This window comes from Desulfobacula toluolica Tol2 (genome assembly GCF_000307105.1).
Lineage (GTDB): Bacteria > Desulfobacterota > Desulfobacteria > Desulfobacterales > Desulfobacteraceae > Desulfobacula > Desulfobacula toluolica.
This window is the reverse complement of the sequence record NC_018645.1, coordinates 490,999-515,536: the sequence shown is the minus strand read 5'-3', so window position 1 is coordinate 515,536 and position 24,538 is coordinate 490,999. Positions and strand designations below refer to the sequence as shown.

The 24,538-nt window shown below is 42.1% G+C and carries 25 protein-coding genes and 1 pseudogene; 17 read left to right on the top strand and 9 right to left on the bottom strand.

Translation table 11 applies throughout. From position 1 onward, the window contains the following. Nucleotides 1-41: 41 nt before the first annotated feature. Complete coding sequence (locus tag TOL2_RS02350; protein ID WP_014955953.1) at nucleotides 42-1,139, bottom strand: aldehyde ferredoxin oxidoreductase N-terminal domain-containing protein; 1,098 nt, start codon at nucleotides 1,137-1,139, stop codon at nucleotides 42-44. A gap of 298 nt (nucleotides 1,140-1,437) precedes the next feature. On the opposite strand from TOL2_RS02350, the gene TOL2_RS02345 reads away from it, so the two are divergent. The 9 genes and pseudogenes from TOL2_RS02345 (at nucleotide 1,438) to TOL2_RS02310 (ending at nucleotide 9,876) form a co-directional block, all read left to right on the top strand. Next, the gene (locus tag TOL2_RS02345; protein WP_041279209.1) at nucleotides 1,438-1,719 is read left to right on the top strand and encodes a hypothetical protein; all 282 of its coding nucleotides are present in this window, start codon (nucleotides 1,438-1,440) and stop codon (nucleotides 1,717-1,719) included. A 1-nt stretch (nucleotide 1,720) separates the two neighbouring features. After that, nucleotides 1,721-3,661, top strand: coding sequence for an aldehyde ferredoxin oxidoreductase family protein (locus TOL2_RS02340; RefSeq protein ID WP_014955952.1), 1,941 nt, complete (start codon nucleotides 1,721-1,723; stop codon nucleotides 3,659-3,661). A gap of 30 nt (nucleotides 3,662-3,691) precedes the next feature. Beyond that, nucleotides 3,692-3,766 (top strand): annotated as a pseudogene (locus TOL2_RS25350) (4Fe-4S binding protein); the annotation flags it as partial. 63 nt (nucleotides 3,767-3,829) lie between these two features. After that, nucleotides 3,830-4,201 carry a 4Fe-4S dicluster domain-containing protein gene (locus TOL2_RS02335; RefSeq protein WP_232508142.1) on the top strand — a complete coding sequence of 124 codons (372 nt, stop codon included), beginning with the start codon at nucleotides 3,830-3,832 and terminating at the stop codon, nucleotides 4,199-4,201. 149 nt (nucleotides 4,202-4,350) lie between these two features. Next, nucleotides 4,351-5,115, top strand: coding sequence for an IclR family transcriptional regulator (locus TOL2_RS02330; protein ID WP_014955950.1), 765 nt, complete (start codon nucleotides 4,351-4,353; stop codon nucleotides 5,113-5,115). 545 nt (nucleotides 5,116-5,660) lie between these two features. Continuing rightward, nucleotides 5,661-6,425 (top strand): IclR family transcriptional regulator, encoded by a 765-nt coding sequence (locus tag TOL2_RS02325; protein WP_014955949.1) that lies wholly within the window; start codon nucleotides 5,661-5,663, stop codon nucleotides 6,423-6,425. A gap of 140 nt (nucleotides 6,426-6,565) precedes the next feature. Beyond that, a complete protein-coding gene (locus TOL2_RS02320; RefSeq protein WP_014955948.1) occupies nucleotides 6,566-7,486 on the top strand; it encodes a phosphate/phosphite/phosphonate ABC transporter substrate-binding protein in 921 nt (306 codons plus the stop codon). A gap of 16 nt (nucleotides 7,487-7,502) precedes the next feature. After that, a complete protein-coding gene (locus TOL2_RS02315) occupies nucleotides 7,503-9,539 on the top strand; it encodes a two-component system sensor histidine kinase NtrB (RefSeq protein WP_014955947.1) in 2,037 nt (678 codons plus the stop codon). Continuing rightward, entirely contained in the window at nucleotides 9,514-9,876 is a 363-nt protein-coding gene (locus TOL2_RS02310; protein ID WP_014955946.1) for a response regulator, read from the top strand. The genes TOL2_RS02315 and TOL2_RS02310 overlap by 26 nt, the downstream gene beginning before the upstream one ends. Nucleotides 9,877-9,890: 14 nt before the next feature. Here the strand turns inward: TOL2_RS02310 and TOL2_RS02305 are convergent, their stop codons facing one another. From TOL2_RS02305 to TOL2_RS02270, 8 genes are all read right to left on the bottom strand, one after another. Continuing rightward, nucleotides 9,891-10,898, bottom strand: coding sequence for a protein-tyrosine phosphatase family protein (locus tag TOL2_RS02305; protein ID WP_014955945.1), 1,008 nt, complete (start codon nucleotides 10,896-10,898; stop codon nucleotides 9,891-9,893). Between the two features lie 23 nt (nucleotides 10,899-10,921). Further along, nucleotides 10,922-13,510 carry a PEP/pyruvate-binding domain-containing protein gene (locus TOL2_RS02300; RefSeq protein ID WP_014955944.1) on the bottom strand — a complete coding sequence of 863 codons (2,589 nt, stop codon included), beginning with the start codon at nucleotides 13,508-13,510 and terminating at the stop codon, nucleotides 10,922-10,924. Between the two features lie 139 nt (nucleotides 13,511-13,649). Then, complete coding sequence (locus tag TOL2_RS02295; RefSeq protein ID WP_014955943.1) at nucleotides 13,650-13,952, bottom strand: addiction module antidote protein; 303 nt, start codon at nucleotides 13,950-13,952, stop codon at nucleotides 13,650-13,652. Nucleotides 13,953-13,955: 3 nt separating this feature from the next. Then, nucleotides 13,956-14,252: a type II toxin-antitoxin system RelE/ParE family toxin gene (locus TOL2_RS02290; protein ID WP_014955942.1), complete on the bottom strand. Its 297-nt coding sequence runs from the start codon at nucleotides 14,250-14,252 to the stop codon at nucleotides 13,956-13,958. 265 nt (nucleotides 14,253-14,517) lie between these two features. Further along, nucleotides 14,518-15,486 (bottom strand): hypothetical protein, encoded by a 969-nt coding sequence (locus TOL2_RS02285; RefSeq protein WP_014955941.1) that lies wholly within the window; start codon nucleotides 15,484-15,486, stop codon nucleotides 14,518-14,520. Continuing rightward, nucleotides 15,486-16,652 (bottom strand): DUF3696 domain-containing protein, encoded by a 1,167-nt coding sequence (locus TOL2_RS02280; RefSeq protein WP_014955940.1) that lies wholly within the window; start codon nucleotides 16,650-16,652, stop codon nucleotides 15,486-15,488. The genes TOL2_RS02285 and TOL2_RS02280 overlap by 1 nt, the downstream gene beginning before the upstream one ends. 2 nt (nucleotides 16,653-16,654) lie before the next feature. Beyond that, complete coding sequence (locus TOL2_RS02275) at nucleotides 16,655-18,304, bottom strand: DUF262 domain-containing protein (protein ID WP_014955939.1); 1,650 nt, start codon at nucleotides 18,302-18,304, stop codon at nucleotides 16,655-16,657. Between the two features lie 7 nt (nucleotides 18,305-18,311). Continuing rightward, nucleotides 18,312-19,676 (bottom strand): DNA cytosine methyltransferase, encoded by a 1,365-nt coding sequence (locus TOL2_RS02270; protein WP_014955938.1) that lies wholly within the window; start codon nucleotides 19,674-19,676, stop codon nucleotides 18,312-18,314. Between the two features lie 446 nt (nucleotides 19,677-20,122). On the opposite strand from TOL2_RS02270, the gene TOL2_RS02260 reads away from it, so the two are divergent. The 8 genes from TOL2_RS02260 (at nucleotide 20,123) to TOL2_RS02235 (ending at nucleotide 24,327) form a co-directional block, all read left to right on the top strand. Beyond that, on the top strand, nucleotides 20,123-21,292 hold the full coding sequence (locus TOL2_RS02260; protein ID WP_014955937.1) for an IS4 family transposase: 1,170 nt from the start codon (nucleotides 20,123-20,125) through the stop codon (nucleotides 21,290-21,292). Between the two features lie 290 nt (nucleotides 21,293-21,582). Continuing rightward, nucleotides 21,583-21,708 (top strand): hypothetical protein, encoded by a 126-nt coding sequence (locus TOL2_RS25730; RefSeq protein WP_269764189.1) that lies wholly within the window; start codon nucleotides 21,583-21,585, stop codon nucleotides 21,706-21,708. 15 nt (nucleotides 21,709-21,723) lie between these two features. Further along, nucleotides 21,724-22,080, top strand: a complete 357-nt coding sequence (locus TOL2_RS02255) for a DUF2284 domain-containing protein (protein ID WP_014955936.1) — start codon at nucleotides 21,724-21,726, stop codon at nucleotides 22,078-22,080. Between the two features lie 83 nt (nucleotides 22,081-22,163). Further along, nucleotides 22,164-22,301, top strand: a complete 138-nt coding sequence (locus tag TOL2_RS25180; protein WP_193787653.1) for a hypothetical protein — start codon at nucleotides 22,164-22,166, stop codon at nucleotides 22,299-22,301. Then, entirely contained in the window at nucleotides 22,271-22,810 is a 540-nt protein-coding gene (locus tag TOL2_RS02250; RefSeq protein WP_041279207.1) for a hypothetical protein, read from the top strand. Before TOL2_RS25180 ends, TOL2_RS02250 begins: the two co-directional genes overlap by 31 nt. Nucleotides 22,811-22,874: 64 nt before the next feature. Continuing rightward, the gene (locus tag TOL2_RS02245) at nucleotides 22,875-23,438 is read left to right on the top strand and encodes an MEKHLA domain-containing protein (protein ID WP_014955934.1); all 564 of its coding nucleotides are present in this window, start codon (nucleotides 22,875-22,877) and stop codon (nucleotides 23,436-23,438) included. Nucleotides 23,439-23,477: 39 nt separating this feature from the next. Then, nucleotides 23,478-23,765, top strand: a complete 288-nt coding sequence (locus TOL2_RS02240; protein WP_014955933.1) for a hypothetical protein — start codon at nucleotides 23,478-23,480, stop codon at nucleotides 23,763-23,765. A 145-nt stretch (nucleotides 23,766-23,910) separates the two neighbouring features. Beyond that, entirely contained in the window at nucleotides 23,911-24,327 is a 417-nt protein-coding gene (locus TOL2_RS02235; protein ID WP_014955932.1) for a hypothetical protein, read from the top strand. The last annotated feature ends 211 nt before the right edge of the window (nucleotides 24,328-24,538 follow it).

Below are 24,538 nucleotides of genomic sequence, written 5' to 3'. Positions count from 1 at the left end.
ATGGACTCTCATCATTCTTATATATTAATTTATAACGATTCTTAAGATTTTAACCGACCCCACAGATCATCAATCCGAAGCGGCTCAAACACCTTTTCTTTTTTTAACACAGCCTCCCGGGTCCATTCGTTTTCCCCGTAATCCTCGGCCGGCTGCCCTTGCTTTGAGGTAATCCCCTCGCCTAGGTTATAGATACGTTCCATGGCGATACAGCGGTAGGCAATCTCTTTTAATTCATCTTCATCCAGAGCAAGTCCGGTATTGAGCAAAATCCTGTCAGCCGCGATTTGAAAGTTGAGTTCACTGCTGTTGGTACAGTTCTTTGTTCCTGACGGCAGTCCAAGACACTGCTCAATGGTCTGTTTTATTTCCGTCAGGTTAACGGATCCTGCCGGACCCTCAATGATGACCGGCTCCGGGTCGTTCTGGATCAGCGATTCATCAATGTTTTCAAGATGTTTTTTCTCGTAGGCAATAATGCCTTCGGGATCTTTTACTTCCAATTCTATTGTACCGCAGCAGGCCAGGGTCACGACGTTTTTTGCCGCCAAGACTTCCGCCACGCCGCTTTTGTCCGGTTCCATACCCTCCACGTCCTTGGATAAGTCCAAACAGGCATCTGCGGCAAAAAACAGACCGTCTCCATTTTTTTGGATACAGACCAACTGTGCCTCAATTCCCGGGTTCTCTTTACGGAGCATTGCACGCTGTTCCGACAAACCGTTATCCTTTAGACCGGGTATCTCTTTAAACTCAATGCAGCCGTCTTGGATCAGCAGGCAGGTTTCATTCTCAGCCCGTCCTTTCAACACCAGGTGTTCAAAACCGGCCCGGCGCATTTGCGCTGCAAAGGGACCGTCTACGCACGCCCTGGCCATAAGACCCGTGGCAGCGGATTTGCTTGTCAACACAGCCGTCCCAAGGGGCGCACTCAAAGTACCGCTCAGATATCCCGCACTGACGATGCATATATTATCGGCGGAACCCGGGTCACACATTTTTGGCGCATGCTTGCAAAAAAGGTAGGTGGCAACACCACTGCCGCCAAGGAATCTTTGTTCAAGATCCATTGATATCGGAAACGTTTCCACCTCAGACCGGCCAAGGTCCACAAGTGCAATTTTTCGGTCCGTCGTCATATCCTTTCCTCCTCATTTATCACGGAAAGCTTTTTAAATTATTTGTCAAGCCATTTGAATTTTAAAACTTGACAAAGTTAAGTTTTGTTCGCTATATTGAATAATCAAATATCAGATGATCATCACAGATGTCAAGCAAAAAACAGCAACAGATGTCTGAAAGTGTTTCATTATTTGATATTTAAGATAAAAAAACAGGGTCTAAAACCGGAAAAAGATTTATTATGGTGAACAAGTCCAGATGGCAAAAAACATCATAGCGAACTTTTTCGATAACTAAAAAAGGAGAGGGGTAACAATGGCTGAATTAACCGGCGCGGAAAGTCTGCAGAAAACCAGGACATTCGGTAAAGTCAGGTGCCACAACCCAAGTTGCATGGAGCGCATCGTTCCTGAGCAAGGCGCAGATCATGCCAAATGCGCAACCTGCGGCATGGAGTTTCGTATTTTCTGGATCAATCCCACACTACCGAGAATCAGGGGACCAGTCTGGGATGTTAACAGAAAGATCGCACAGGATCGTTTCAAAGAAGTTACTGAGTCTAAATTAAAAGCGGCTGAAAAAGAAGGGGGCAAATAACATGGCATTAGACAGAAAGATCGCCTATATCAATCTGACCACCGGCGACATTGAGGTAAAGCCCATACCTATGGAAGTTAGGAAAAAATTTCTGGGCGGCAGAGGCCTTGACGCCTACCTGCTATACAACCATACGAAACAGGGGTGTGATCCTCTTGGACCCGACAACGCGCTGATCATCAGCGGAGGAATTCTGTGTGCCACTTTAGCATCCGCCACCGCCAGAACCCATGTCATGGCAAAATCACCCCTTACCGGACTTCTGGGAAGCTGCAACATGGGTGGTTTTTTTGCACCTGAAATGGCCTGGGCTGGATTCCACCACCTGGTCATAAAAGGCAAAGCGGAAAAACCAAGCTACATTTATATAAATAATGGTAAAATCGAAATCAGGGATGCGGCCAATATCTGGGGAAAAACCGTTACCGACAGCCAGTGGGCCATTCATGATGATTTGAATGACAAAGAAGTGAAAAGTCTTGTCATTGGGCCTGCCGGTGAGAATCTTGTAGCCTATGCCAACGTGATGACCGGTGTCAAAAATGCCGGCGGCAGAAGCGGTATGGGTGCTGTCATGGGATCCAAGAACTTGAAGGCTGTTGCCTGCCGCGGCACCATGGACGTCAAAATCACCCATCCCGTTGAAGCGCTGGAATACAACAAAAAGTTCATCGAGCAGATCACCGGTGCAAAAGTAAGCCAGACCCAGGGCACTTTGGGCACACCCTTTATCTGGGGCGCCACCAATTCCTGGGGCGGTGTCAGGACGGAAAATTTCAGATACAACCAGCTGGAATATGCCGATGACATCGAACCGGAACGCATTGATGATATTGCCACTGAAACCATGGGACCCTATCATATGGCAGGCTGCTTCGGCTGCCAGGTTCACTGCCGGGCCCAGTATAAAATCCCGTCTGGAAAATACAAAGGTAAATACGACGAAGGTCCGGAATACACTTCCCAGGGTGCTTTTGGCGGAGAAGTCGGGTGTACGAGCGCGGAAACAGTTCTGGCGGGCAACCATCTTGTAGATCAGTTCGGTATGGACAACCTTGAAACCGGCAGCATGATTGCATGGGCCATGGAATGTTTTGAAGAAGGCCTTCTTACCAAAGAGCAGACAGACGGCATTGATTTGCGCTTTGGTAACGATGAAGCTGTCCTGGAAATGATCGAGCGTATCTGCTACCGCAAGGGATGGCTGGGCGATGTTCTTGCCAAAGGCGGTATCCCGGCCTCTAAGGATGTGGGAAAAAACTCCTTTGATTATCTCATCCAGGTAAAGGGTATGGCCAACCTGCATTCGGACGAACGTGCCACCCCCGCACTTGCACTCAATATTGCAACAGGATCCAGAGGTTCCGACCATCTGAGAAGCCGGCCGGCCATAGACCTCTACCACCTGCCGGAAGAGGTTCTGCGCAGAATCTACAGCACACCGATTCCCTATGACGGCCCCTTAAGTTCAGAACATACCGAATATATTGGCAAACCCTGGCAGGTCTTTTGGCAGGAAAACTGCTACATGGCCGTGGACAGTCTGGGTATCTGCAAATACCACACCACTTTCCTGGGAGCCACCCTGCCCAATTTCGAAAACTGGCCCACGGTGCTTTACTTGAACACGGGAATTGAGATGACGCCCGAGGAGATCTGGGAAGTCGCAAGAAGAAACAACATGCTCGAACGTATGTTCAACCTTCGGGAGGGGCTGACCCGTAACGACCCGGAAAAAGGTGATGTGCTGAATCATCGCTATCATGACGAACCTGCTAAGAGGGGGGCCATCGACGTCATCGGAAGATATATTATCAAAGAAAAATTCGATGTCATGGTCGATGAATTCTACGAACACAAAGGGCTGGACAAAAACGGTATTCCCAAAAAGAGTACGCTTAAGGAACTTGGCCTTGAAAATGAACCCTCACACCTGGTGTAACAGGCCGTCCGTATAGAAAAGGAGAACACAATGCAATCAAATAGCAAGGTTTTATTGATCAATCATGAAAAATGCACTGGATGCAGGCTTTGCGAACAGGTTTGTGCGGTGAAGCATCACGGCGCATCCAACCCGAGCCGAAGCCGCATCCGCGTGATGAAGTGGGAGATGGAGGGCCTTTACGTGCCTGTCTCCTGTCAACAATGCCAGGACGCGCCCTGCCTGAACGCCTGCCCTGTCAACGCCATATCCCGCAACGAAGAGCTGAATCGGGTCGAAGTGGATTACGACGTTTGTATCGGCTGCCGGACTTGTGTTTCGGTCTGTCCTTTCGGTGCCATGAACTACAATGCCATCGACGGAGAAGTGGCCAAATGCGATCTTTGTGACGGAGACCCCCAGTGTGTCAGATTCTGTGACGTAAATGCAATTGAATTTGTAGACAGCGGCGATGTCAGCATCGAGAAGAAAAGAGAGGCTGCGTTTCGCCTGTCAACGGTAAAGAAACAGGCAGCGCTTCTTGAAGAACATATTGCTTAAGGACCGACTCAAAAACAACTTGATTTTTTGTAACGATCCTAATCAGATTTTTTGAGAGCGGTTGAAAAACACAAGGCCCCATTATGTTGATTTAATTTAATGGGGCCTTTATATTTCGGTATCATTTAGACAAGTTATTATGGTGAACGATGGCAAAAAAATATCAGGCCCCAATTGTTAAAAAGGCATTTATCATCCTGGATGCCATATCTAAAAACACCCATGGACTTCGAATCAGTGAGATTTCCTCAAGTCTTGACATCAGCAAAAGTACGGTTCACGGCATTACGGCCGCCCTGGAAGATATGGGTGCCGTCGTGCGGGACTCGGTATCCAAAAGATACACCATTGGTCTTACCCTTATGACGCTGGGCAAAGCCGCCTATGAACGGATCGATTTTAAAAACATTGCACGCCCGGTCATGGAAGATCTGATGGAGCTGTGCAAGGAATCGGTTTTTTTAGGCGTCCGAAACGGCGAGCAAGTCACTGTGATCGACATTGTTGAATCCAGGAGGGATTTTAAAATCAGTTCTCCCATCGGCACTACCCTGCCGTTAATGGCCGGTGCCGTGGGCAAACTGTTCTTATCCCAGATGGAACCCCATGATCTTGAAAAGTATATGCATGCCAACCCCCTGGTAAAATTCACCGCCAACACTATTATTGATTCCGACCTGTATGTCAAAGAACTTGAAAAGGTCAGACAGTCATGCATTGCCAAGGATGATGAAGAATATCTATCCGGTGTCCGTGCCGTTGCCGTCCCCATCAAAAAATACGGCGCCCACATTCCTGCCCTCTGGGTTGTCGGTTTCAAAGCATCCATGTCGGATAAAAAGATGCCCGCCATTATCGAGCAGACACAGTTTGCAGCTGAAAAAATCAGCAAAAAGCTGGCCCTCGAGTTCTGATTCAGGACCCCCGATGCCATCAAAAATACCATAGCCAGGGTTCATAGCTGTTACGTCATTCAATCACACTTTTGCCTCACGAAAAAGATAATCTCGCACACGGTCAACCACCTGTTTTTGATTTTTTTCTCGTTTTTTCTTGTCAGAGCAAGTGATACTCCAACCGCAGAGCCGATGGCCTCAGCCCCCCCCCCTAAAAGGGAACATTTATTTACTGTTTTTTGCGAAATCAGTCATCACCCAAAAGCCTTTGAACTCTATCATAAGCTTCCAGCAAGCATTTATTTCAGCATCCGTATGGCATTGACAATTACTGGGTGCAATTAAACATTTAGCCGAATCCTATGGGGATTTTTCCCTTCAAAGCCTTGTTATCTCCCCAGACTATCTTGGCAATAGCCCCTTTTGTATTTTTTGTGTTCATAATTAATTATTGCTTTTTTTTAAAATTCATAATAATGACCACGGGTACCGTTAATAATATTATACGATTGTCAAGCTGATTTTAACTGTTTATATAAAATAAAAATTCATTATGGCGAACAATGACAAAAAAATATCAAGCACCAATTGTTAAAAAGGCCTTTATTATTCTGGATGCCATCTCAAAAAGCTCTCAAGGATTAAGGATCAGTGAAATTTCAAACCGTCTGGACATAAGCAAAAGCACGGTTCACGGCATTACCGCTGCTTTAGAGGATCAGGGAGCCATCATCCGTGATTCCATTTCCAAACGATACACCATCGGCATTACGCTCATGGAACTTGGAAAAGCAGCCTATGAAAGAATTGATTTTAAAAATATTGCCAAACCCATCATGGAGGAACTGATGGAGCAGTGCCAGGAGTCTGTTTTCCTGGGGGTCAGAAATGGTGACAGCGCAACGATCATCGATATTGTTGAATCCAGAAAAGATCTTAAAATATCCTCTCCTATTGGAACATCCCTTCCACTGGTAGCCGGGGCCATCGGGAAAACCTTTTTATCTTTGATGGAACCAAAGGATTTAAAAAAATACCTGGATTCAAATCCATTGGTCAAATTCACGCCTAATACTATTATGGATAAAAATCAGTATACAAAAGAATTGGAAAAAGTTCGAGACAACGGCTTTGCAACTGATGACGAAGAATATATTTTAGGCGTCAGGGCGGCGGCAGCCCCTATTAAAAGGTGTGGTGCTTATACCCCTGCGATCTGGGTTGTTGGATTCAAAGCATCCATGTCAGACAAAAAGATACAGATCATTATCGAACAAACCAAAACCGCTGCTGACCGCATCAGCAAAAAGTTATCTATTCTGTTATAACATGCGCCACCATAGCACTATACCTTTAGCAATATGCTTATATTACCGGTTTAGCTGATTTAATTTTAGTCAAACCATTATCCTTATGGTATGCTTGATTCATCATAAGGGTAAAGAACAATCACAAAGGAGTTATGTTTGTGAAATATGTATGGGGCGTATTTCTTTTCTTTTTATTATTCTCAGGCTGTAGAGAGAATGAGTCTGCGGTTACAGTTGATTTAACGATAACAGAACAGGTGACACTCCAGGAAGAACCCGGTGTTGTCACCTATGCCTATCTTCCCCAGTATTCCCATACAGAATCCTATATGCGCCACCATTCTCTGGTTCAGTATTTACAAAAAGAAACCAAATTAAATATCCGACAAATTTTTCCGGACACATTTGACGAACACATGAAAATGGTGGGCCAGAAAAAAATTGACATCTCATATTCCAATCCGTTTATTTATGTAAAAATTGCCCATCGATATGGAGCAAGGGCTTTTGCACGCATTGTAGAGCCGGCGGGAAAAGATAAATTCAGAGGTCAGATTATTTGCAGAAAAGATAATACCGCCATCCAGAACCTGGCAGATTGCCGCCAAAAACGCTGGATTGCCGTTGATTCAACATCAGCAGGAGGGTATTTGTATCCCCTGGGTCATTTCATTGATCATGGCATCCGGAAAACAGATTTTAAAGAGATTGCTTTTGCGCCAGGCCCCGGAGGAAAACAAGAAAAGGTCATTCTTTCGGTTTATGCGGGCAAATATGATATGGGAACCATTCGGCAAGGCTCTCTGGATGTGATGTCCGATAAAATTGATATCAATCAAATACGGATTATTTCAGTGACAAAACCCTATCCGGGCTGGGTTTATGCCGCACGAAAAGACCTGGACAAACAAATCGTGCAAAAGTTAAAACAAGCCCTTGAAAAACTGGATTTCAACCACAAAACACATCGTGATATATTGGAAGCAGCCAATTTTATTCGGGTGATGGGCTCGATTGATTCTGATTTCAACTCTGTACGGCAATTGGCTGACCGGGTGGGCATAAACCTTGAGGAATAAGGAAATGACAGGATAAATGAAACCGGGATTTCGCGGCAAAATATATCTGGGCCTTTTTGCTTTACTCCTGATCCAGGGCCTTGTGCTTTTCTTCTGGGTCAGCCAGGTCATGAAAGACGCTTTGACAGAAGAGATAAAAACCCGCGGAAGTTCCATAGGCACAAACCTTTCCGCCCGTATGGTCGAACCCATGCTGGCAATGGATTTTTTGCAAATGAAAGTTCTGGTGGATGAGACAGTACAATTGAGCGATGATATTTTTTACACCTTTGTTTTGGACAAAAAAGGAAATGCGCTCATCCACACATTCAAAAAGGGATTCCCCATAGCACTCAAGACGGCAAACACGGTTTTGGACCACCAGAAGGAATCTTTGAAGCTGCTGGATACAGGTGATCAATTGATTTATGATTATGCCGTGCCTGTGGCCATCAATGCAAATCGGCTGGGAACATTAAGAGTAGGGCTTTTCCAGACACGAATTCAAAAAGCGGTGAACAAAATCATGATTTCCGCTGTTGTCACCATTATCGCAACCATACTGGCTGCCGCTATTGTCGGAACTCTGCTGCTCAATCCCGTGACAAAAAGCATTAAAAAACTTCACAACTCTTCAGAACAGGCATTGCGGGGGAACCTGGATGTGAGAACCGCCCCCATGCTGAAAAAAAATTGCTGGGACATTATGCAATGCCTCAAAAAAGACTGCCCGGCATACAAAAATTATCACCACAGGTGCTGGTATCTGGCAGGAACTCTTTGTCCCACATGCGTTGAAGGTGAATTTGCAAAAAAAATAGATTCCTGCCTGCAATGCACAGTCCATAAAAACTGTTCAGGAGATGAAATTCAAAGCCTGGCTGAAAGCTTTGATGCCATGACATTATCCTTGAAAGGAAACCTATCCGACCTGAAGAGCGCTGAAAGCATTTTAAACGAACAAAAAGCCCTGCTCCAGACAATTTTAGATGCCATACCGGATTTCATCTCCCTGCAGGATCATAAGGGCATGTATATATCCGTCAACAAGGCTTTTTGTGAAATACTAAACAAAAATAAAAACGAAATTATCGGCAAACAAAACAATGATCTGTTTGCAGGCAAACTGGCAAAACTGTACGAAAAAGAGGATCAACTCATGCTTGAAACAGGCCTTCCCCTTACCAAGGAGAACAGGCTGTCCGGCCAAAACGGGTCCAGGTGGCTGCATGTTGTAAAAATCCCTGTCCGGGAATCAACAGACCGGGTAAAAGGGCTTGTTTGCAGTGGCAGGGATATCACCCAGCTCAAGGCTGTCCAGGAACAGCTCACCCATGCCCAGAAAATGGAATCTGTCGGGCGTCTGGCCGCAGGGGTTGCCCATGAGATCAACACCCCACTTGGCATTATCCTCGGATATGCCCAACTGCTGCTGGAAGATATTGAGCAAAAAGGACAAATTCATGAAGATGTAAAAACCATTGTCAAGCAAACCAGAATCTGTTCCAAAATTGTTGCGGATCTGTTGAATTTTTCCCGGTCCAGTGAAAGCATTATCAGTGAATTTGATATAAATGAGGCCATGGAAGAAGTTTTAGGAGTGGCTGAACATACATTTTCCTTGAGTCATGTGACGGTAATGCGCAAATATCATAAAACCCCTTTACTGATGAGAGGCGATAAGGAAAAGATCAAACAGGTCTTTATCAACCTGTTGAACAATGCATTTGATGCCATCCAACAAGACGGCAGCATCTGTGTTGACACAGGAGCCGGGGAGACACAAAACGAAATCACAATATCCATATCAGATACAGGCCATGGGATTGCAAAAGAAAATATAAAAAAAATATTTGAACCCTTTTACACTACCAAAGGCCCGGACCAGGGAACCGGCCTGGGCTTGTCAGTGACATTCGGGATTATAAAAGAGCATAACGGAACCATAAATGTTTTTTCTCCTCCATTATCAGGCGAAAAAAACGACAGAGGAAGTCAATTTATTGTGGTATTGCCCTCCGGCTTAAATCGAAAAAAAGGAGAGTTGAATGGCGAATATTCTCGCATTGGATGATGTACTGGATGCAGCCAACCTGATCAAACGAATTCTTGAAAGAAAAGGACATACCGTATTTGCTTTTACGGAAGAAGAAGATGCCATTGCCTTTGTGGAAACAAATCCGGTTGATCTGGCCATCCTGGATATCAAGTTAAAAAAAATGAGCGGCGTTGAGGTGCTGGAGGAATTGAAAAAACGGTCACCGTCCATCCAGGTGATCATGCTGACAGGCTATCCCACCATTGAGACAGCCAGGCAATGTTTAAAACTGGGTGCAAGCGAATACTGCGTAAAACCCATTGACAAGGATGAACTGGAAGACAAGGTGGAAGAGGTTCTTAAAGTTTTATGAAGCATTACAAGGCTTCATGACACTTCATGAGATTTTTTTTCAATGCCGGCCATATAATGAAAATAGGTTTGAACAAATTTTCCCGAAACCGTGTCTGCCAAGGAAAAGGTAAAGTCGGCGTTTGGCAAAAACTTGCCGGAAAAGGCCAGAAATAAGGATTGGGAGAGTTCAAACAGCATCTCCCGAATCTCTTGCTTGTCTGCTGAAAATTCAAGTGCCTTGTAAATCCGGCATCGTGCCGGTCTTATCTCATAAATTTCACATCCCAAACCATCATTGAGAGGACATAGGGCACCCTCTTTTTTTGCTGCAGCAACCGCCTTTTTGATGAGCCTCTCTCTTTGAGCAGATGCAAACTGTCTGTTTATTTTGGAGTGAAGATAAACCACTTCAACAAATTGAAGATCAAAGGCTTTAACACAGCAGCTTTGATCTCCTCTGCCGCATTTAGGATGATTCGCCCTGGATTGCGTATCAACTTCTGCATCAATTTTTTTGATCAAGGATTCATACTCGGAAAAGAAAAGAGTCAGGTCAACCCTGTTTTTAAACTCCAGGGAAGGCTCCCGGATTGTCAGTATACCCGAAGCTTTACCATACCTCTTTAACAATTTCCACTGGCCGTAATTGGAGGGAGTTGCACTGGAGGACTTTAATTTTTTTGCAGCAGCCTTCAGCCCTATGCCTCTTCGAATCATGTAGGAGGTGACAAAAGTTCCGGTTCTGCCGATACCGTGCCGACAATGCACCAGCACTTTTTTTCCCAGATAGATGGCTTCATCAAGCCAGGCAAGTGCCTTTTCCATGTCTTCCATTTTGGGGACATCCTCATCCCAGACAGGAAGATAATAAACCTCAAAGCCTGAAGCGGTTTCAATGTCATGCAGGTCGCTGAATTCAGCACAAAGGTTTACAATGGCATTGATTCCAGCAGCTTTTATGGCATCCAGCTGGGCATAGGACATGGGGGCATATCCCACGGCAAGGCTGTCTGTGATCCATGTTAATGGATATGCTGACATTGAGCCTCCTTTCAATTGTATCATTATTTATTAATGGCGGATCTGAAATCATACCGGCCGGCCATAAACTCGTCTATCAAACATGTCATGTCCATGTTTTCCTTCAAATACATATCCATGAGTTTTGTGGCACCCAAGAGACGTCCAACCGTATCCAGTGTTTTTTTCATTGTGGGCAATGATCCGTTTTTGAACTCGGCATCAATCAAATCTGACTTGATCTCGACCATAAATCCCAGCCGGGTTAAAACCCCCTTGATAAAACCGGCCCGCAGGCTCCTTCCGGCAGACGTTCCTCCGCCGCCGGAAAATCTGAAAAGGATATAATTATCCTGTTCACAAGACGAACACATGGTATCTAAGATGACAAAATGATATCCAAATCTGAAATTTACATTCAAATACTTTTTTGACACAACAGCATAGCTGCCAAACTGTGCATCATCAGCACTGATAATGCCGCCGGCCATAACAATTTTATCGTAAGATTCCCAATCAAAATGAGTGGTTTCAGACCAGCAGATGCCCGGATCACAAAGCCCTTTTAATACCGCCTGCATGGGAATGCTTGAAATATCTTCCGGCCGTATGTTTTTTTTGTCTTTCTGATCCGGTTTGATTCCACGGCCCACATCAAGAACATAAAAAAGCATGGGGACAGGAAAGATAAGTTTTTTGGCCCCTTTTTTCCGGCTGCCTTTTCGATTGCCGGACAAAAACATCTCTTTGACAGCTGTTTCATGGGCAAACCTGATAATGTCATGAAGGGATCTGCAGCCTTCGGGCTCAAAATCCCTGGAACCGGGATCTGTGAGTTTTAACTTGGCTGAAAAATTAATCACATAACGAAGCTTGGCCATAAAAGAGCTGTCCGTAAAAAAATCTGTTTTCAACAAGGCGGCCTTTTCCGTCAAAGAAACTGCGACCCCATCGTATACCATTCCCCTGTCCGCATCCACAGTTACCCGGCGACCCTGAACAAGGTCATGAAACCCATGGGTCACATTGGCAATGGCCGGAACACCGAACTCCCTGGCAATGGATGAAAAATGGCTGGCACGGCTTCCCCTGCCGATAATAATGGCAGCCACCTTATGAATGGCTGTAACCATTTGAGGAGAGGCATGTTCGACAACCAGGACAGACCCCGCCGGAACCTGGCTTAACCCTGACAATTGATTCAGCCGGTAAACCTTGCCGCACCCTATTCCAGGACAGACGGATTCTGCGCCGGAACAAAGAAGTTTATTTTCAATGGGCGGGTACGGTTTTGCCGTTTTGCAAGACTTGGTCAAAGTCTTGTTCAGGGAACTTTTCAAAGGACTGTTCAAAGGCCTGGACTGAAGGACAAATAATTTGCCGGAGTTGTCCTGGCACCATTCAATATCCTGAGGGCAATTAAAATGGGTTTCCAGCAGCATCCCCCATCGGGCAAGGGTTAAAACAGTGGCTTTATCAAGAAAAAAACGCTTGCCTGCTGGATACTGACCTTCCTTTCCGGGTTGAATTTGTGCATCAAAAATTATTTGTCCCGCTCCGGCAGCAGGCGTGATGCTGACAATATGATCCAAATCTTTTTTCGATACCGTGATTACATCCGGCACTGCCTCCCCTTCCACAAGCTTCCCGCCCTGCCCCTGAACCGAATGGATCATCAAATTTTCAGACAACAAATCATCCATATCCACGGTATACAAAACACCGGCTGCTTTTGAATCAACCATTTCAAGCACCAGTACCGCCATAGGGGTTTCATCGTCCAGGATGCCTTGACTGATCCTGTAAAAAAGCGCTGAAGCCGAATACTTGCTTGCAATAACACGTTTATACCCGTTTAAAATTTTTGTTTTATCAACATTCAAAAGGGTCTGATACTGACCGGCAAACGAGGCTTTGCCATCCTCTTTTACAGCACTGCTTCGAAGCGCCATCTTTAAATCACTCCCATTTCCAGAATCAAGGGCGGTTACGGCATCAGTCACTGCCATGACAATATCTTCGGGCACATCTGCATTCAAGATCAAGGCCTCAATTTCACGGGAAATACGTTCCAGGGAAGACGCATCACTGATATCCAGGCAGGCCAGTCGTTCGTTTATCGGATGGCGCAGGTCATTGGTTTCCATAAAATAATGAAACGCTTGAGTTGTGATGACGAACCCTTTTGGTGTTGGCAGGTGAAGATCCCGGTTGATTTGGGACAGGCAAAAAGCTTTGTTGCCTGCAACAGCTTCACCAAATGATCCGGCCTTGTCAAAGGAGATGGTAAAAGGAGGAGAAAATTCAAACTCCGGCGGAGCCAGCATAAACCGGTTATAAAAATCAAATTTCTTATAATAGTCTTTCAGACTCCAATAGCGTGACGGGCAAATGCTTAACAGCGCGTCAACCATTCCTGAAACCGCATGGCTGAACTGATCATAATTTTTTACAACCGCCTGGAAATCACATTTTTTAGGGGTATAATAGATCTCTTCCAGGGTTGCCATAAATTCATGGGCAGCCTTATCATATTCCAGTAAGGTCTTAAAGGCTTCGTATTTTTCCCTTAAAACGGTTCCAGGAAAAAACACCTGGTAAGTCCAGTATCTGAATAAATTTTTAATCAGCATGATCTATACGCTTTTTTATATCAGCCCGCTATTGTGTATGCTTATTGGTCTTATACCGCCTAAAAAACGGAGCTTCTCAGACGATTAGTCCTCGCCTCAAACATCTCGGTTTGATTCGCTAAATTTTATATCTTAAGGCTCAATGAGGGTTGGCAGGCTGAGCTATCAGACGAACGCCAAGGGCTGCACAGACCTTATTAATCGTGTCAAATCGAGGTTTAGCGTTTGGTTTAAGCGCTTTATACAGGGCTTCACGGGTTATTCCTGAAGATTTGGCAACTTCGCTCATACCACGTGCCTTGGCAGCGACCCCCAGAGCGTGGGCCAGCTCGGAGGCATCACCGTCTTCAATCACCATAGTGATGTAAGCAGCAATGTCTTCCTCATTTTTAAGCTGTTGTGCCATATCAAAATCCGGCAGATCTGTAATTCGTTTTTTCATGGTTCAATCCTCCAAAATGGCTTCCCGCTGTTTAGCTTTGGCAATGTCGCTCTCCTGGCTGTCCTTGTCTCCCCCACCAAGCATGACGATCAGAGTTTCACCCCGCTTGGCGTAGTACATTCTCCAGCCTGGACCGAAATATTCCCTCATTTCAAAGACGCCTTCACCCACTGGTTTTACATCACCGAGGTTGCCACGCTGTGCTTTATCAAGGCGGCGGCTTAGGCGAAGCCGTGTAATGCGGTCTTTCAAGCTGTTAAGCCATTTGTCAAATTCGGGTAATGTTTTAACCGTATACATATATAATATGTAATCGATCGAATACAAAAAGTCAAATAGAACCTAAAGGGGAAATAATGGTATGATCATTAGTCTATGCCTATTTCAAAACAGCATTCAATAACAGGGAAAGTCTGGGGCTGTTATCCTCCAATAAACGGGACTTGGACGAAAGGTAGTCCTCGCTATTTTTTTTGCAAAACTAAATGCCCTTATCCTGTGAAGCGAATTTTATTATGCATCCAAAGGTTTGTATAATTTCGGATCAACAGCGTTATGCCCAGTTTTATTCTTTTGTCAATTTAGGACCAACGTATACAACTTTAATGTTAGTTTGATTGGCAGGGCGAGGCCATTGGAAATGGATACGGATTTGGTTTACTTTAATTTTTCCATGCCATGGGCAAAAGATAGTTTTATCCAAAGAAGATGGATCTTTAAAAGTTAAACTTTCTTTGAAATTCCTTTTGTTTTTAGATGACTCATCCGTGAACCATGCTTTTTCACCGACAAAATGATTCGCAAGTAGCTCTGCCCCTTCCTGATTCAACTCTCCATTTTCCCCGGTCGAATTTACAATAGAATTTAGAACATCAAGTAAGATAAAAATCCTCTCTGCAATATATTTACTAAATGGTGTTGTTCCAATTGGGGCCATAGCATTATCAGAAAAATGAAGACTGGGAAACCTTCCTTTTATTTCCTCCTTTACATCTGACCAATTGTTATATTCTTTAATCGGTTTAAGCTTTTGAATTTCCTCTGTTAATTGCTTTAACTCCCAAAAATTTTTTACTTCATATTTACCCCAAAATTCATCCTCAATGCCATTAATGACTGTTAAGGGGCTAGTATCGAATTCGAATCGGCTACCAATAAAACTGAAAACATTAGAAAAGACACCACCCATCATTCTACGGGTACATTCTCCAAGGCCTTGATCAGTAACATCTTCATTCTGAAATGTGAACAAATCATTTTCATATCCCAGGCGTGTTTCATTCCAAAATGGGCCATTAGTCAGCCATGAAAGTGCCATTCTTCTATAGTTTGTGTCTTTAGTTTCTAAAATCACTTCTTGAACTTTTTTAGCTCCAGAAGCAATACATTGTGAGATTCCTTGAGAACAGTAAAAATGGTTGTATAAATATGGTTCTGAAAATCTTAATTTTAGCAAGGGTTCCAGTATATCTTTAAAATCAACATGACTCTTGAATTGTCCATCTATCGACATATCATTTACATGCCATTCCATCAAATCCATCCTGCAAGCCGAGCCATATCCTTTTCAGATTGATCAAAAAAACCTTCAGGCCATTCGCTGAGATTACCTTCTGCGTTGATTAAAGGCGTAAGTACTTGAGCTGCACCGCCTGCGATGACATGAGGACTATTATAAAAGTGAAATATAGTTTTTTCAGGCTCAATTATGCCCCTGTTAACGGCAAGCCTTATTCCATTAAGAATGTGATCACTATGGGTTTCAATTATCAGCTGAACACCAGATGCAGCTATCGTGGCAAGGAATTGTCCCATTTTTGATTGACCAAAAGGGTGCAGGTGTGCTTCAGGGCTGTCAATGATCAATATTTGCCCTGGTTTCGCAAGAAGCCCTGCCACAATAATAGGAAAAGCATATGTAAGTCCATATCCAATATTCGATGGCCTACGCCACTCGCTAATTTCGCTAACACGGAGTTCTAACCGAATTAAATTAGTTTTCTCGACAGTTTCTGTGTTAGCTTGAGCTCCGGGAAAAAGCTCTCCTGCCCACGCATTAAACTGTCTCCTTAGGTTTACGGCTTCATCAGAAGTATTACATCGTTTTTTATCAATCTCATAATCAGAGAACTGATGGAAAAACCATGGCGCAAACTCACCTCGGACACCAACATCTGCATGAATTGGTAAAAATTCTTCTGGTGAAGGAAAAACATCCTCTGTACCTATCCTTAAAGCACTAAGAAATACAGTTTCCATCAAATTTTTTGAAAGGTTAGAAGCATTTTTACTAACATCAGGTGGCAATAGTAAATTTAATTCTTGATTTTGATCGTATAGTTTAATACCGCTGGAATCTTTTACAGATATTTGTGAGATATCCATATTTATTCCCCCTCTACGGTCACCCGAGCTTAAAGACCATTTTACAGCTACAGAGTTATCTTCAACAGAGATCGCTATGTTACCAGCTCCTTTATTCAAGATTTCACCTGGACGCCCTAATCGAACCAACTTTCCATTTAAGGGAATTTCAGGTTTTCTACTCCCAGCTCTAAGTGACTGGGCTAAGAGTAAAATGCTTTGCAAAGTAGTAGATTTTCCAGCAGCATTAAAACCTGTAAGCAAAGTTAATGGGGCAACTGGCAATGAAAGCTCTTCAAAACATTTGAAATTTTTTATACCTATATTGGAAAGCATTGTTATATAATCTCCGATATTGCATCTCTCATTTTCTTGAAACGGATGTTAACTTTATTAACACTATTAGTTCCAATAGTAATCGCCTGGATAAACTCATAATCTTCAAACAAATGTTTAATAGCTCTCTTCAAACTATCAGAATTGGTTTTTATTAAATCCTCTTCTATGTCAGATAAAAGAACTGAACAAACATCAAATAAAGAAATATTAATAACCGATCGCGCAGACCACTGATATTTTGCAGACAATGACTTTCTAAATGCATGTCTTCCAAAAAGAACATAGTTCATTTCCATAGAATGCTCAAAAATCTGAAAGAGCTCATCCAATTCTTGTTCATTCAGAGTATTCATTTTTTCTAATGCTCGGGCCAGGAATCCGTCCATATCGGATTGAGTATAATGGTCCGTTCCAAGAAGATGAAAAGCACAGAATCTATTTATTACCTCTCTATCTCTCATCGTTTTGCTTGATATACTGCCATCGGTCACTTTTAAAAAGGATTTACTTTTTGAAGCCTTCTTCAACCATTTTGTTGCTTGGCCAGTAAACAGACAGTTACGCATTTGCTGGCGTGTTAAAATTTCGCCACTATTCACTCTTTCAAAAATATCTAGTTTGGCTCTCTCAGGGGCATTAGCGTCAAGGATGTACAATGTCAATTGGGTGTCTTCAATACGTTCTTGTAATGTTATTGACAAATCTTTGAATCGTTTTCCAATAAATCCATTCCCCCCGCTTTCATTGGGGTTTGGACTGATGTTCTTAATAGCAAACTTATTATTCAAAAAATTTGTGAATGTAGATAACCTTTGAAGGCCGTCAACAACGATAATTTTTCCATCCTTAGCTTCAGCAACATATAAAACTGGCAGGGGAATACGCATCAAGCATGATTCAATAAGCCTTGATTGTTTTTTGAGATCCCAGACAAAATCTCTTTGGAAGTCAGGATTAAGAACGAATCGTCCTTTGTTGATTCTTTTTACAACTTCATTAACTGTACGTTGCTCTTTACGGACAAAAACAGAATCTAGAGGATATTCATCCCAGCCATAATATTCCGCAGGAGAATCCTGCCCTTCATATTTCTCCTCAGGAGTTTCATAATCAAAAAGATAGCACAACTCATTATAGTGCTTTTGAATTTGAATTTTAAATTCTGTGTTAACTGCCGATATGCCAGAAAACAGTGCTCGCACATTTTGTGTAGGGTCATCTGCTGATTTTATTTGCTGTACAGTTTGATTGCTATATGAACTTATACCAATCATTGGTATACCTGAAAACCAATAGTATTCCTTGGGAGCTCTAGCTAAAAAATCTCTGTGACTAATTGAGTCTGTCAGAATAACTTTAACTTCAATTTTTATCTCCCATCTGTCTTTCCATTTTGGTCCACCAGTTTTCTCAAGTATTTTACCGAAAGCCCTTAATCCCTTATTCCATTCTGTTGGAGCTCCCTTGCTGTTATCAGACCCAAGGCAAATGAAACAGTAATATCCGGTTTCAACTGCCAATGGAACCTGTGTGCACGTTACCGAAAAGTTGACAGGCTTGTCAGGAGAATTATGAAAAGAATCTAATGTATGAATGGCTGCCACGCTATCTTTACCTAAACGAATAATTGTAAAATCAGGATCAGACATAACTCTCCTATGAAACTTTTTTCGCCTCAGAATGTTTAGATTTAGATGATAATTTTTCTAAGGCTTTATATAATGGTTTAAAGAGTTTTCTACCTTGTTTATTGACTCTTCGTAAAATTCCTGTTGCCGCATTCGGGCTTAAAAAATATTTATTTTCTATTGTCCCTTTTTCTATCACTTTGATTAATTTTGTTTCTATCGGGTTGCTGGGAGATGGAGATACCTTGCTTTCGAAACACCAATCTTTAAAGGCAGCTCCTCCGGTTTTCCACCTAATTTTATCTGTTTCGGTATCCTGGCAATTATTCCATTCTTTAACCGATGATTTGTTAAATTCAAAGAAAGAATCAGCTATGTTTTTCTGTACACTATGGCGTTCCGTAAATTTCACATTAAAATTATTAAATTTTCCTGATAATCCCAAAACAATTCTTTCCGCAATCCATTTAACAACAGGAACACAAACGGCGTTTCCTATTGCATGATATCTCAGTGTATCAATGTCTTCATCATTTAAATGAAATTTAGTCTCAGGGAGGGTCCAGCCTGGTGGAAACCCTTGTAGCCCTTCGCACTCAGAGGGGGTAAGTCTCCTCGCTTTATCTGAATATGCAACATAAGTTCTGCTCCAGTCTGTTCCAGTATGCCTTCCAGAAGTGGCTGCAAGACAATATCCAACTTGAGGTACGATGACTCCGGATTTTATACATTCAGATAATGTTAAAAACCCTTTCCGTGCATTTTTCAACGTAGGTGATTTTTCTTTTTCATAAAGTGTTTTCAATGCTAAACGAACATTATCTTTCCATGCACATATAAACACTCTTGGTCTTGATTGTGGTGCTCCAAAATACCTTGCATTCATTACCCTCCAGGCAACTCCATATCCCAATGAAGTAAGAGATGATATTATGATTTTAAAGTCTTTACCACCGTGTGAATTTAGCAAACCTGTAACATTTTCTATAATTACCACTTTGGGCAAACGTTTTTTAATTAGGCTTAAAAAAGGATAAAATAAACCAGAATTTTTTCCCTTCAAACCATCTCTACCCAACCATCCCCGAGCGACAGAAACATCTTGGCATGGGAACCCCCCGCACCAGACATCCGCATCTGGAAGCTCTATCGGATCAACCGAATTGATATCAAATCCATTAGGCACACCCGGCCAGTGCCTTTTTAAAACACTATTACAGTATTTATTTATTTCACAATGATAAGCAGGAGATATCCCCGCTTCTTCAAACCCGAGATCAAACCCACCAATACCTGCAAAGAAAGAATTGAATGTATAATGCGCAGGACCTTTGCCTGATAGTGTTCCACGATCTAATTTTTTTTTAGTATTTTTAACAATGCTTTTTGACACTCAAAAACCCGCCTAAAACAAACTATAAATTATTAATATCTCACTTAAGCCAAACTTTAATGATTTTTTATTATAGAAAACATTAAAAATAAAGCTTTTTCCAATAAAGAGTTTTGTATTCCCGTATTTACTGTATGCCCCTTTTTATCTGTTTTTCAACCATTGCAAGAGTTTCATCAATAACTTTTTTTTTAAGCTGGCACTCCCAAATGACAATTGTGGTCCAGTTCATTTCTTTAATCTCTTCCAAGTTTAATTCATCTCGATTAATGTTCCCACTTATCTTTTTTTGCCAATACTTTTTATTTGATTTCAGTGATGTCCGGTTAGTTTTTTGCATGAAAAAAAGTTCGATTTTATAGCCAATATTGTCGTTTTTTTGTTGACAAATGTGCGCAAAAATTTTGGCGCGCCTTGAAAAAATTTAATTTTCAAGGAGACCCAACATGGCGCATATCTCAATCCCTAAACATAAAATTCAGTCCCTGACTTTTGACAAGTTCAAGTTCCCTTTGGTAAAGTTGCTCACACTTGCACCCGAACTACACTCACGAGGAGACCGTCCATTAAAAATGACCTTTGAAGATCAATTAAACGCTCTGGTATACTTCCACCTCCAAGAGCACAAATCCGCCCGACATCTGATTCAAGATCTGGATGAAAATGAATTTGCCAAACAAAACATCGCTCCCGATGGTGGAATTAGCAGAAGCAGCTTCTCTGAAATAATAAATGGACGGGGCCTTGAGCAATTACAGTTCATCTTCGAAAATCTCTATAACCAGGCAGTGGGCGTGCTACCAAAAGCTCACGCTGAATTAGGTGATTTAGTCTCTATTGATGGCAGTTTGATTGATGCTGTACTCTCAATGCACTGGGCTGACTACAGAAAAAATTCTAAAAAGGCCAAAGCGCATTGTGGATTTGATATCAATCACGGCATTCCAAATAAAATATTCCTGACTGAAGGTAACGGCGGAGAGCGCCCTTTTGTGAGCCGCATCCTTTCTAAAGGGCAAACTGGTGTCATGGACCGGGGTTATCAATCTCATAAAGATTTTGATCTCCTCCAGGAAGAGAGCAAACACTTTGTCTGCCGTATTAAAGCAAGAACAACCAGGACAATAGTTAAACAAAATGCTATCAAACCCGACAGCCATGTATTCTATGATGCCGCAACGCTGCTTGGCACACCAAATCAAAACCAGACAAAAAATCCAGTACGGGTGGTCGGCTATGAGATTTCCGGGGTTAAATATTATGTTGCAACAGACCGACATGATTTAACGGCGGAACAAGTGGCAAGTGTTTATAAACTCAGGTGGACCATTGAAAATTTTTTCAAATGGTGGAAAGAACACTTAAAAGTTTACCATCTCATAGCCCGCAGTGAGTATGGTCTCATGGTTCAGATACTCGGAGGCCTTATCACATATTTACTGATGGCCATATACTGCCAGGAACAGTTTAATGAAAAAGTATCAATCAAAAGGGTCCGGCAATTGAGGACCACAATTTTGAACGAACTGATGAATGGCCAGAATCTGGACCGGGGTAATTCCAATGGGAACAATATTGTCAAAGATCAAAAAAATTTAAAGCAAGCAAAAACCTAACCGGACATCACTGAAATATATTAGCACTTTTTCTTTTTTAACACTTTAAAGATTTTCCACTGTGGACTATATCTTTAAAGATATCCATATAAGCGAAATTTAAAAGCCCAGGACTATTATTAATAGTTATGACCATCCTAAAAAGTAAAAACGGCTACTCAACGTTTATTATCCCTGTATGAAATATACCAAGATTCAAATTATCATGAATACCGAAAATATGTTAACAGAATCCGGACAAAAAATTTTCTTGCTTGACTGTAAATCACAAATTTATTATTCGCTAATCCATGAAGCAAATTATTGAAAATATTTACCATGTGGGCGACAATGAGTGTTCTGTTTATATGGTGGATACACAAAGCAACCAGGGACTGGTCCTGATTGACGTCGGGTTTACAGGGAGAATAGAATGAAAAAAGAATGGCAAATTGATATCAAAACAGCACCTTGAACAGTTGACCCAGGAAGCAGAAAGACTTGGCGCAAGTGCTTGTGCTGTTATATCATCCAAAAAGATTCTGGTGAAAGATGACTTGGCAGCACTTTGTAATGGAGAATATACCTGCCCAAATTATGGGCTTGCAGCAAGTTGCCCACCTTCTGTGGAAGGCCCGGCCGAATTTAGGAAATGGCAGTCACAGAGCAAATATTCAATTACAGTAAAAATAGAATTGCCGACATCAGTCATGTTTTCCGATGAACGCAAGGGTGTGATGCAAAGGCTTCATCAGATTGTAGCAGCAGTAGAGCAAAAAGCCGTAGCAACAGGTTTGAGTTTACGGTGATTGACATTTTAGGAGCAATTTGTTTCCTGCCAGAAAAAGAGATCCGGGAAATTAGATAAAGAGACCGAGTACCAGAGCAATCAATGGTATCATCGGTTACGCAAAACGACCAGGGACTGATCCTGATTGATGCCGGCATGGATCTGGATATGATCAAACAGATTAATTCCCATGGACAGGAAGAGTACAGTTGGAAACCTTTACAAAACCTAAAGCATTAGTGGCAAACCCGCATTATCAGGATCAAAGACAAAAATGCCTGGCCGGTCTGAGCAATGACATGATCGATGAACCAATAATCAATCTGGTCAATGCTCTTAACAAACTGCCTTATTGTTTCACACTGCAAAGTTGCCATGGGCATTTTGTCTACACAGGTCAGAATGATCCTTATAATCTGGAACCCTTGCCGATTACAGACACTGTTATCAGAGTGGAGTACAGAATAGCCTACATTGCCTTGTGCATTGAAAACAGTGATTTGGGAAGAATATTTTTGAATGATTTGAAAAAAATCACGGTTATTGATCCCAAAAACATTCAGTTCGGCAGCGCAGAATGGTTTTGGAAAAGGCAGGCCAATTCTTATGCTTTACAGGTTGAACCGGACAGGTTTAAGTTTGAAGACAAGGCTATACTTGATTACAGGGAAGCTTTGAAAATACAAAATGTGCGAAATGATTTTTTTGTTCATCTAAAAAAGTTGCTTGCTGTAAAGAAAACAAGATAGGCGGGTCAGTGCATGTTGATTTTGCCTTTTCATGAATAACAAAACCTTGTATTGGAAACAACCCATGATAAAATCAGATGACAATCTTTTCAAAACAAATAATCAAGGATCGATTCTTTATGAAGAATCTGGAATAGAAATTATCAACTTTGGAAATAAATTTATCAAGCAGCATACGCAAAATCTTCTGGATAGTTTCGCGGCAACTTATGGAAGACCGATGTTTGAAATGTCGGAAGGACTTACCCCTGAAGAAAAAGCAGAATTTGTATTCTTTGCCCCCCAAGCTATATTGAGTCATGATATACGCGATGATGGACAAGGTGTTCGGGAAAACATCTATAATTATGCCAATCGGGCAGCCTTGCTTATTTTCGAAAGGACATATCAAGAACAAACAGCTCTTGCATCATTCAAAAGTGCCCCGAGTTCTTTCCAAGATGAAAGGAACAATCTACTTGGAGAGTGTCTTGCTATGGGAAAAGTAATCTTTGATGCTGAGCGAGTGTCCGCGAAAGGGAAAAAAATATTAATTCAAAAAGGATTGTTTTTCAATATCTCCGATACAAGAGGCATTTACAGAGGTCAGGCCGTTTTGTTAAAAAAAACAACCAGCAAAAATTTTTAAATCAACAAATCAGCCCACAACATTCAGGAGACTTGCAAAATGACTCATGATAAGGGTCCTGTGACAGACAAAAAAGGTATCAGAAAAGTAAAAGCATATTTTGAGTTTATCTATAATCAGGGAAAACCCAGGCTTGAAAAAAACATGTCCCTTGTTAATGCAGCTTTGGATATGGACCTTGGTGAATTTAACAACTGGATTGATAAAGAAAGGCTGATCATAAACCTTCACTGCATACAAAAAGAACTTTTTCCACATAAAAAGGAACTCTCCCCTGTCAAATTGTTTGGCCTTATGGAAACTTATCTTCAAAAAATGGTTAAATAACATGGCATCCCTTTTTTCCAGGTCAATTTTTAAATTGACAGGCCACATACCTTCCAGTATTTTCATATCCATGAATCTGATATCTTACAGTTCCGTCACTATGTAGATTAATCAGCAAATCTTTACAAACAAAGGAGATATACCGATGACACGCATTCATGGAATTCTTGCTACTGTATTGTTAACTGCTTTTCTTGTTTTAGGCTGCAGTTCAAATGCCAACAATGATGCCAAATCAATCATAAAAAACCAGGCCAATGTTACTGAAGACTATGTAAATGGACTTGTCAGTGCTAAAAATGCTGACGACATGGTTGCGGCCATTGAAAATTATACAGAAGGCATGAAAAAACTTATTCCTGAACTCAAGGAATTTGAAAAAAACTACCCGGAATACAAACAGGGTAAAATGCCTGAATGGATGGAAGCGGACATCAAGCGACTCGAAGCTGCTTCTGCAAAAATTCCAGAGGCTATGATGAAAATGGTTACATATATGATGGACGGCAAAGTACAAGCTGCGATGGAAAAGATGGGGCAGGAAATGAGTAAACTTGAATAGCGCTTTGTTTATGCGTCAAGTTTGATCAAATGACTTATGAACAGGTTTTTTTATAAAAAGAAACTGTCCCTGCCAAATTGTTTAGCCTTATGGAAACTTATTTTTATTGCTGTGGAGAGGATGTAAGTCTTGATACCTTTCAATATATCAAGCAATCCTCTGCAAAGCAGGAAGCCCAAAAGCTTTCGCTTTGGGTGTAGCTCACCCGCCG